The sequence below is a fragment of the Clostridium sp. genome, from assembly GCF_016650095.1.
Classification (GTDB): Bacteria; Bacillota; Clostridia; order Clostridiales; family Clostridiaceae; genus Clostridium_AD.
This window is the reverse complement of record NZ_JAENWL010000108.1, coordinates 1-9,734: the sequence shown is the minus strand read 5'-3', so window position 1 is coordinate 9,734 and position 9,734 is coordinate 1. Positions and strand designations below refer to the sequence as shown.

The following is a 9,734-nucleotide window of genomic DNA, read 5'->3' as shown; positions in this document are numbered from 1 at the left end:
TTTTTATACCTAGTGCAAAATCATATACTCTTTTTAGTATTTCTTCTTGCGTTCCACCGCCTGCCACCAATTTTATTATTGCACTTCCTACAATAATAGCTTCGCAATATGGCGCATATGCTTTTGCCATTTCGGCACTTGAAATTCCAAAACCAAGACCTCTAGGCATATCAGTGTAGCTTTTAATTAAATCCATATATTCTTGAATGTCTGTATTAAGCTTTTGCCTTGTGCCTGTTACTCCATTTACAGAAACGCAATATACAAAACCTTTTCCCAAATTAGTGATTGCTTTAATTCTATCCTTTGATGTTGGCGCTACCATTGGGATTATGCAGATATCGTATTTATCTGCAATTTCTATTACTTCGGCTCTCTCTTCTAGTGGAAGATCTGGAATTATTAATCCATCAATTCCGACATCCTTGCACTGCTCAAAAAATCTTTCAGAGCCATATTTAAATATTGAATTATAATAAAGTAAATATACCAGTGGAATCTGGGTAAATTCTCGTATTTCCACAACTTTCTCCATAATATATTTTATTTTAGTGCCGCTGGCTAAGGCTCTAGTGGAAGAAGCCTGTATCACTGGACCATCAGCCATAGGATCAGAGTAGGGGATTCCAATTTCTATTATATCAGCCCCAGCTTTTTCAAGGGTTAAAACTAACTCTAAGGTGGTATCTAAATCTGGGTCTCCTCCTGTTACAAATGGTATAAATGCTTTTTCATTTTTCTCTTTAAGATAATTAAACTTTTGAGTTATTCTATTCATAGTTTCACCCCCATTAATTCTGCAACAGTATTTATATCTTTGTCGCCTCGTCCTGACAGATTAATAATTATTAATTTATCTTCAGATAATGTTGGCGCTAGTTTCATTGCATAGGCAACTGCATGAGCACTTTCTATAGCGGGAATTATTCCCTCAACTCTCGTTAGTTCCATAAAGGCATTAATTGACTCATCGTCTGTAGCTGAAACATATTGAGCTCGGTTAGTTTCATGAAGATAAGCATGTTCAGGTCCTATTCCTGGGTAATCAAGACCTGCAGATATAGAATATACAGGCATTATTTGACCATCTTCATCTTGAAGCACATATGTCTTCATTCCGTGAATTACACCGATAGTTCCTTTAGAGATTGTTGCAGCATGCTGATTAGTATCTAATCCTTTTCCTGCTGCCTCAACTCCAACAAGTTTAACAGAACTATCTTCAATGAAAGGATAGAATATGCCCATTGAGTTACTTCCACCACCAACACAGGCTATTACATAATCTGGTAATCTGTCCTCTTTACATAATATCTGTTTTCTTGCCTCATCTCCAATGACCCTTTGGAAATCTCTAACCATGGTTGGATATGGATGTAATCCCATTGTAGAGCCTATAACATAAAAAGTATCCTCCACATTACTAACCCAATCTTTCATGGCTTCATTAACAGCATCTTTTAATGTGCCAGTGCCTGTGGTAACTGAGGTAACCTTAGCTCCGAGCATTTTCATCTTAAAAACATTTAGAGATTGCCTTTGTATATCTTCCTCACCCATAAATATTTCGCATTCAAGTCCAAACATTGCTGCTACAGTAGCTGTTGCAACTCCATGTTGACCTGCCCCAGTTTCCGCTATTATCCTTTTCTTTCCCATTCTTATTGCAAGGAGTATTTGACCTAATGCATTATTAATTTTATGAGCTCCTGTATGGTTTAAATCTTCTCTTTTTAAGTATATTTTTGCCCCGCCTAATTTTTTTGTAAGACGCTCTGCATAGTATAATGGAGTTTCTCTCCCAGCGTAATCCTTAAGATAATATTTAAATTTTGCCATAAACTCAGGATCGGAAGAAGCCTTTTCATATTCCTCTTCGAGTATTATAACTGCATTCATTACTGTTTCAGGTGCATATTGACCTCCAAATTGTCCAAATCGACCTTTCATTATAAACCCCTCACTTTCTTAATAAATTCTTTCATTAACGCAAAATCTTTAAAGCCCTGTGTTTCTACTCCGCTAGATACATCCACCCCATAAGGTTTTAGTTGCATAATTCCTTGCTGAACATTTTTACTCGTTAATCCACCAGCAAGCATTATGGAAGAGTCCTCAATATTTTTTTCTACCAGGTCCCATTTAAAACTTTTACCTGAACCGGAAGTACTATTATCTAAAAGAAATCTGTTACAAGTGTAATTACTTATTTCAGAAATACTTTGGAGGCTATTAATCTTAAGTGCTTTCCAAATCTCAAAGCCTTTAAACCTATTTATATATTCTTGGTTTTCATGACCATGAAATTGAAGCACCTGAAGTTTTAATTTCTCTGCAATGTCTATCACTGTGCTGGGATCTTCATCAACAAAAACTCCAACTGTTTTTATATCCGAACGAAGATTTTTTATTAAATTAAAAGCATGTTCCTTATCTACTTGTCGTTTGCTCTTAGCAAAGACAAACCCTATATAATCTGGCTTTAGTTCATTGATATACTCTATATCTATAAGTCTTCTAATTCCACAAATCTTAATTTTAGTCATGGCATGCATCCAAGAAGGCTTCTACACTGTCAGGCTTTCTCATAAAGGATTCTCCAATAAGCACGGCGCTGGCTCCAATTGATTTCAAGTATTTAATATCTTTAATAGAAGTTATTCCACTCTCAGATACTACAATTTTACCTTTTGGAATGTATTTCATTAGTTCTTCTGTTGTATGAATATCTACATGGAAATCATTTAAATTTCTATTGTTTATGCCAATTATTTTGGAACCACATTCGAGTGCAAGTTCTATTTCAGGTTTATTATGAACCTCTACCAAGCAATGGAGACCTAAGGAGGTTGCAAGTTCATAGTAAGATTTTAATCTTTCCTTAAGTACTGCAGCAATTAACAAAATTGCATCAGCACCAATGGCAATAGATTGATATATTTGATACTTATCTATAATAAAATCTTTTCTTAATATAGGCATAGAAGCTTTTTCTTTAACAAATCTTACATTTTCATCATTTCCTAAGAAATATTTTTTCTCGGTTAAAACTGAAATAGCGTCAACACCATATTTTTCATAGCTTAAAGCAGTCCTTATGGGATCAAAATCTGGGTCTATAATTCCCTTTGAGGGGGAAGCTTTTTTTACTTCTGCTATAATGGATAATCCATTTCCCTTAAGCGACCTTTCAAAATCTCTTATTTTTCTATTTTCTATATTAATCAAATATTGTATTGGTTTTTCGAGTTTTTCTTTCTCGATTTGATGTACTTTATTTTCAACTATTTGTTCTAATATATTCATGATAATCTGAGCTCCTCTAATTTACGATACGCCTTGCCAGAATCAATTAAATCCTCAGCTAAAAACACTCCAGCTTTTATATTTTTGCATTTTTTTCCTACATATAATGCTGCAGCTGTATTTAGGACTACGATATCTCTTTTGGGACCTTTTGCTCCTTTTAAAATATTCAGTATTATATTCGCATTATCCTTTGCAGTGCCACCACTTATGTCACTCGCGGTTGCTCTTTTAATACCAAATTCTTCTGGATATATATTATAATTGGTGACAATACAATCCTTTAATTCGCTTACATAGGTAAAGTCTGTAGTTGTTATTTCATCTAGTCCATCTGCGCCGTGGACTACGAGTGCTCTCTCAGCTCCAAGCTTTCCTAAAACTTTCGCCACGGGACTCGTTAGGTCTTTACTGAAAATTCCAAGGGTCTGACCACGGACAAAAGCTGGGTTTGTGAGTGGTCCTAAAATATTAAAAATAGTTCTAGTTCCTATTTCGCGTCTAGGTCCTGCAGCGTTTTTCATAGCTAAATGGTAGCTTTGAGCAAATAGAAAAGCCATACCTTTTTCTTCTATTAATTTTACCGCCTCAGCAGGATCTACATTTATATTAATTCCAAGTTCAGTTAGCACATCTGCACTTCCACTTTGACTAGAAACCGCACGGTTACCGTGTTTAGCTACCTTGACCCCACCTGAGGCTGCTATTATTGCACAGGCGCTAGATATATTAAAAGTCTTGCCGCCGTCTCCACCAGTTCCACAGGTATCAATTGCATAATCGCTGATTAAATTTATACGTTTTGCGTTATCTCTCATAGCTCTTGCGCAACCGGTTATTTCATCTATAGTTTCACCCTTCATTCTCAAACCTACTAGGAAACCTCCTATTTGAGATTGGGTGGCTTCACCCTTCATTATTCCATTCATAAAGGTATAAGCTTCTTCTTCAGTTAGGTTCTCATTTGCTATAATTTTGCTAATTACCATTTTTAACATTACAAATCACCTCCACAAAGTTTTTGATTATCATTTTTCCTTCTTCAGTAAATATTGATTCTGGATGAAATTGAAGTCCGTATATCTGAAAATCTTTATGTTTTATTCCCATTATTATTCCATCTTCTGTTTCAGCGGTAATTGAAAGTACTTCAGGTAGGGTATCTCTTTCAACAATTAGTGAATGATACCTCATTATTTTTAAATTGACCTTTATATCTTTAAATAAATCTTTTCCATTATGTTTAATAATAGAGGTCTTTCCGTGTTTTATTTCTGGTGCACTTATAACATTTGCACCATAAGCGTGACCTATTGCTTGATGCCCTAAACATATACCCATAATTGGGATTATATTTTCAAAAGCTTTTATAACTTCAATACAGAGACCTGCATTTTCTGGTCGTCCAGGTCCTGGAGAAATAATAATGCCTTTTAAGGGTAGTCCTTTTAATTCTTCAATTGTAAATTCGTCATTTCTTATAACTTTTACATTCGAGTAGACCTCTCCTACATATTGATACAAATTATAAGTAAAGGAATCATAATTATCAATTATTAATATCATTATAATACCTCCATTAAGGCCATTGTTTTATTTAATGTTTCTGCATATTCAGTCGACGGGACAGAGTCATAAACTATTCCTGCTCCAGCTTGAACATAAGCGAAATCATCTTTGAATAATATTGTTCTTATTGCTATGCAAGTATCCATATCGCCGTCATAGGAAAAATAACCGATGGCTCCTGAATATACACCACGCCTAACATTCTCTAATTCATCAATAATTTCCATAGCCCTTATCTTTGGAGCACCGGACACTGTACCAACAGGTAAACAGGAGGCAAGTGCATTAAAGCAATTTAATTCGGGGTTTAAAGTGCCTGACACCTTTGAACATATGTGCATAACATGAGAGAAAAATTCTACCTCCATAAATTTATCTAGCTTTACAGATCCAAATTCACTAATTTTACCTATATCATTTCTACCCAAATCCACGAGCATTAAATGTTCTGCAAGTTCCTTCTCATCCTTTAATAATTCTGCCTTCAATTGTTGGTCTTCTTTTGAATTTGCTCCTCTAGGTCTTGTACCGGCAATAGGATTTGTTATTACCGTGTTGTTTTTAACTTTAACTAAGCTCTCAGGCGATGCTCCAGCTAACTTAAAATCTTCAAAATCTATATAAAACATATATGGTGATGGATTGCTCCGTCTAAGTTTTCTATATACTTCAAAAGGGTCAACTTTATTTTTTATTTTAAGTCTTTGAGATAATACCACTTGAAAGATGTCCCCAGCAGTTATATAATCCTTTGCCTTATTAATAATCTTGCAAAAATCTTCTTTTTTATAATTAGAAATTACTTCTTTGTTTTGTGATGACTTAATTAACTCATGATTGGAAGACACTTCATCTATCATTGATTTCATTGCATTTAATTTATTTAATACAGTATTATAACTCTCATTCTCTTCTGGAAATACATTGTGAATTAACATTAATGTATTTTTAAAATGATCTAAGCATATAAATTCACTATAGAAAAGCAAGAAAGTTTCTGGTAAATTTAATTCATCTGGGTTATTGTCTGGTAAATGTTCATATTGCCTAATTACGTCATAGCCAATATAACCAATTGCACCTCCGATGAAGGGAAGCTCCAAATCTAATTTGTCATATTTTTTAAGTAGGTGGCCTTCCGCATAATCCAAAACCTTACCTTTTTGATTTTTAGTTTCATTTTCTTTAGTAATAGTTACATTTTCACCAAGGCTACTTAATAACATATAGGGGGTACTTCCCATAAAGGAGTATCTTCCTTCTTCTCCAATGGTTGAAGCACTTTCTAGTAAAAATTTATATTTTCCCTTCAACTTGTAAAAGATATTTACTGGTGTAAGTTCATCACCGTTAATTTTAATAAACATTGGAAAAATTACTTTCAAAGATTTTTTCTCCTCAAATTCCTTTTCAGTCAAATTGACCATTTTATTACCACCCCTTTATTTTTTTGTAACGCAAAAAACACTTCATCCTGTTTATGGGACGAAGTGACCGCGGTGCCACCCATATTGGTTATTTAGATACAAAAAAATAAAAACACTTCATCCTATAAAAGGACGAAATGTAAAATTTCGTTTTACCACCTAAATAACTATCTTTGTCAGGTACGGATTTCTCGATACCCTGTCCATGTAACGGTAGACACTCCGGTTAATGCTACTATTAGTTCGCACCACATCTCACAGACCCATTCAATAACGGCTACAGTACCCAGCTTTCACTAATCCGGATTCGCTTAAACTAAATTCCATTATCTACTACTTCTGCTCATTGATATTATTTAACATGATACAGTGTTAATTAATATTTGTCAATAAATATTTTTCTTGATATTCTGCATAATTGAATAAGGAACCGGGACTTAAGTCCCTAGCTTTTTATGACTAAAGCCCCTGAGAGAAGGGGACCTTAGTCTCTTTTATGAGTTTATAATTAGAAGTATAATTAAATTATAGAAAATATAGAAAATACATAGGGGGAAAATTATGAAAATCAAATTATTCAAAGTATCGACATATATTTTAGCATTAAGCATGGTATTACTTTCATTTAGTTCAGCATTTGGTGCTGAGCCAACATCAAAAGTTATTACAGCTCCAACAAATCTTGTTGCAACTTCTGGAAATTCACAAATAAACTTAACTTGGGCGCCAGTTTTAGGAGCTACATATTATAATGTTTATGGCTCGCAAGATGGTTTAATCTATAATTTAATTAGTGCTACTACTACTGTAACTGAAACAACTTATGATGTGCCTGGTTTAACGAACGGTAAAGTATATTATTTTAAAATATCTGCATCAGATGATGCTTCCGAAAGTACATATTCTAATGTTGAAAGTGAAACACCATCAGTTGGTACCGCACCAATAAATCTTGGTACTGCTGGGGATTATGCGATTCTAGCAAAAACAGGAATATCTACTGTTCCTAATTCTGCTGTTACTGGAAACATAGGGGTTAGTCCAATTGATTCCACTGCCATTACTGGCTTTTCTCTAATATTGGATGCTACTACTGAATTTTCACGTTCCACTCAACTCGTTGGAAAGGCATATGCTCCAGATTATGCGTCTCCAACTCCAAGCAATCTTACTACAGCTGTAAGCAACATGGAAACAGCGTATACCGATGCTGCTGGAAGAGCTCCAGACTATACCGAACTATATACTGGAGACATTAGTGGTCAAACACTTACAGCTGGTGTTTATAAATGGGGTACCGGTGTTTTAATAAATGATGATGTATATCTAAGTGGTGATGCAAATGATGTTTTTATCTTCCAAATAGCTAAAGGAATTACTCAAGCAAGCAACACTAAAATTATCTTAACTGGTGGAGTGCAAGCGAAGAATATCTTCTGGCAGTCAGCGCAAACCGTTGCTATTGGTACTGGTGCTCATTTTGAGGGCATCGTACTAGGTAAGACAAATATTAGTATGGGCACGAAAGCATCCATAAATGGAAGGCTTTTAGCACAAACAGCAGTGACTTTAATTAAAAGTACAGTTGTGGCTCCTGCAAATGAAGTTGCAACACACAATTATTCTATTTCTATTACTGGAAATGAAGCAATAAATCTTGCACAAAGCTCATTTTACGCAAGTCATATATATGACAATGGTACAGAAGTATTTGATAAGGCTGTACAATGGAGTGTGAAAAATCAAGACAACTCTACTCCTATTATGGCTAGTGTCATTGAAAATATAGGGAATTGTGCAACAGTAAAGATCGGCAATGAATCTAGCTATGTGAATAAATACGTGGTGCTCTCTGCAACTTTCATAAGTGACCCAAGTATAAAGATAGACAAATTAATTCAAATTAATTTGGAATAATTTGAATTAATTTGAATTAATTTGGAATAATTTGAATTAATTTGAATTAAAAGCTTACAATAATGTAAAATGGGTACCTATAGATTACACACTGTGAAAAGTGTGAGCTATAGGTACCCATTTTACATTGAAAAGCTTGTATGAATAGACATAGTCATACAAGCTTAATTAATGAAATGATAGATTAAAGCAATTACAATTACGCGCATCAGTAGCAACATATCTATGAGTTACATAGTGGTTAACACTATCTTAAGTACAACTAGGGCTAAAACTGAAGCGACAATACACAATGAAAGTAAAATAGAAGAAGTTTCCGACATTTCAGACGCTTTTTTGCTTTCAGGATTCATAATAAATTATCTCCATTTCCCACCTTAAAGGTTATATTATACATTCATAATACTATATAATTGGTGTGTTTAGGTGTCAATATTGTTAACAATTTATAACTAATGGTGGTGGGGGGGGGACGCTTATCATATTACTAAGCATAAACATCAATTATATTATCAGAATTAGAATTTGCTGAATTACCTTTATTTATAGTTGAATTACTAGTATTTTGTTACTGTTGCCGAATTGGATGTTGATGAAACTAATGATATACTCATATTTTTCCTCCTTAATTATATTCTGATTTTATTGTAAATGTCCATGTTACGTTGCAGCTTCAAAAGCACTTTTAATTTTTAATATTTATCTATAATAATGATTATATATGTCAATTGTGGCATTAATATCAAATAAATATGTGAACTTTATGTGATAGAGAGATATACGTTAATAGTGAAGCTCTTTATTAAAAATTAAATAAATATGTGAACTTTATGTGATATTATTAGTATAAAACTTTTTCAATATTTCCTGTAAATTTGGTATAATGAATATAACGGAAAGATTAAGGAGTGTGCGTATGAATAGAAAAATTGGCATAATTGCTTCTGATAAAGAACTTAAAAAAAGCATAATAGAATTATATAGAGAAGATGTAGAACAAGGGAAAATTATTATTGATATATTAGATCCTGATAATATAGAAAAACAAGGAAAGATATTAGAAAGTAAAGGGGCAAAAGCTATTATAGCACGAAGCGGCGGGTACAGTCTTACTGTCGGTAAAGTAAACATTCCGGTAATACAACTCAGGATAACTACACTAGATATTTTATTTTCAATAAAGACAGCAATTAAGTCTAATAAGGAGATAGTGCTTATTATATCGGATTTAGAGTATTTTGATTATGAGGAATGGAAAAGCATGATCAATTCCAATGTTATAATTGAGAGGTTTAGATATAAAGAAGAGATTGGTGGATGCGTAAGTAAGTATTTATATAAAAGGGAACAGGTAATAATAGTTGGGGGTGGAATTCCTTGTAGCTATGCCCAAAGATTAAATATAGAATTTGTTCATTTAGGTGCAAGCAATGAGTCAATTAATGATGGAATTACTTATGCTAGAAAAATTGTGGACAATTTATATGAACAGGAATATAAAAATGAAGTCTTAAA

Annotated in this window: 10 protein-coding genes and 1 other annotated feature; of the genes, 2 read left to right on the top strand and 8 right to left on the bottom strand. The window is 33.6% G+C overall.

Annotation, left to right across the window (positions count from 1 at the left end; genetic code table 11):
• From trpA to trpE, 7 genes are all read right to left on the bottom strand, one after another.
• Positions 1–778, bottom strand: a 778-nt coding sequence (gene trpA, locus JJE11_RS08390; RefSeq protein ID WP_291634495.1) for a tryptophan synthase subunit alpha, incomplete at its 3' end; no start/stop codon positions are given.
• Positions 775–1,950, bottom strand: a complete 1,176-nt coding sequence (gene trpB, locus JJE11_RS08385; protein WP_291634493.1) for a tryptophan synthase subunit beta — start codon at positions 1,948–1,950, stop codon at positions 775–777. The genes trpB and trpA, both read right to left, overlap by 4 nt.
• On the bottom strand, positions 1,950–2,546 hold the full coding sequence (locus tag JJE11_RS08380; RefSeq protein WP_291634491.1) for a phosphoribosylanthranilate isomerase: 597 nt from the start codon (positions 2,544–2,546) through the stop codon (positions 1,950–1,952). The genes trpB and JJE11_RS08380 overlap by 1 nt, the downstream gene beginning before the upstream one ends.
• Positions 2,539–3,306, bottom strand: coding sequence for an indole-3-glycerol phosphate synthase TrpC (gene trpC, locus JJE11_RS08375; protein ID WP_291634489.1), 768 nt, complete (start codon positions 3,304–3,306; stop codon positions 2,539–2,541). The genes JJE11_RS08380 and trpC overlap by 8 nt, the downstream gene beginning before the upstream one ends.
• A complete protein-coding gene (gene trpD, locus JJE11_RS08370; RefSeq protein ID WP_291634487.1) occupies positions 3,303–4,304 on the bottom strand; it encodes an anthranilate phosphoribosyltransferase in 1,002 nt (333 codons plus the stop codon). Before trpD ends, trpC begins: the two co-directional genes overlap by 4 nt.
• Positions 4,285–4,872: an aminodeoxychorismate/anthranilate synthase component II gene (locus JJE11_RS08365; protein WP_291634485.1), complete on the bottom strand. Its 588-nt coding sequence runs from the start codon at positions 4,870–4,872 to the stop codon at positions 4,285–4,287. Before JJE11_RS08365 ends, trpD begins: the two co-directional genes overlap by 20 nt.
• A complete protein-coding gene (gene trpE / locus JJE11_RS08360) occupies positions 4,872–6,302 on the bottom strand; it encodes an anthranilate synthase component I (RefSeq protein WP_291634483.1) in 1,431 nt (476 codons plus the stop codon). The genes JJE11_RS08365 and trpE overlap by 1 nt, the downstream gene beginning before the upstream one ends.
• 51 nt (positions 6,303–6,353) lie before the next feature.
• Positions 6,354–6,658 (bottom strand) — a binding site (T-box leader).
• A 205-nt stretch (positions 6,659–6,863) separates the two neighbouring features.
• Between trpE and JJE11_RS08355 the strand changes: the two genes are divergently transcribed.
• The gene (locus JJE11_RS08355; protein WP_291634481.1) at positions 6,864–8,219 is read left to right on the top strand and encodes an ice-binding family protein; all 1,356 of its coding nucleotides are present in this window, start codon (positions 6,864–6,866) and stop codon (positions 8,217–8,219) included.
• Positions 8,220–8,449: 230 nt separating this feature from the next.
• Here JJE11_RS08355 and JJE11_RS08350 read toward each other — a convergent pair whose 3' ends face one another.
• Positions 8,450–8,572: a hypothetical protein gene (locus JJE11_RS08350; RefSeq protein WP_291634479.1), complete on the bottom strand. Its 123-nt coding sequence runs from the start codon at positions 8,570–8,572 to the stop codon at positions 8,450–8,452.
• Positions 8,573–9,135: 563 nt separating this feature from the next.
• Between JJE11_RS08350 and JJE11_RS08345 the strand changes: the two genes are divergently transcribed.
• Positions 9,136–9,734, top strand: a 599-nt coding sequence (locus JJE11_RS08345; protein ID WP_291634477.1) for a PrpR N-terminal domain-containing protein, incomplete at its 3' end; no start/stop codon positions are given.

What these genes read in the sequence shown, in the direction of transcription:
- trpB (WP_291634493.1), bottom strand. Translation starts at nt 1,950, where the DNA reads ATGAAAGGTCGATTTGGACAATTTGGAGGTCAATATGCACCTGAAACA.
- JJE11_RS08380 (WP_291634491.1), bottom strand. Translation starts at nt 2,546, where the DNA reads ATGACTAAAATTAAGATTTGTGGAATTAGAAGACTTATAGATATAGAG.
- trpC (WP_291634489.1), bottom strand. Translation starts at nt 3,306, where the DNA reads ATGAATATATTAGAACAAATAGTTGAAAATAAAGTACATCAAATCGAG.
- trpD (WP_291634487.1), bottom strand. Translation starts at nt 4,304, where the DNA reads ATGTTAAAAATGGTAATTAGCAAAATTATAGCAAATGAGAACCTAACT.
- JJE11_RS08365 (WP_291634485.1), bottom strand. Translation starts at nt 4,872, where the DNA reads ATGATATTAATAATTGATAATTATGATTCCTTTACTTATAATTTGTAT.
- trpE (WP_291634483.1), bottom strand. Translation starts at nt 6,302, where the DNA reads ATGGTCAATTTGACTGAAAAGGAATTTGAGGAGAAAAAATCTTTGAAA.
- JJE11_RS08355 (WP_291634481.1), top strand. Translation starts at nt 6,864, where the DNA reads ATGAAAATCAAATTATTCAAAGTATCGACATATATTTTAGCATTAAGC.
- JJE11_RS08350 (WP_291634479.1), bottom strand. Translation starts at nt 8,572, where the DNA reads ATGAATCCTGAAAGCAAAAAAGCGTCTGAAATGTCGGAAACTTCTTCT.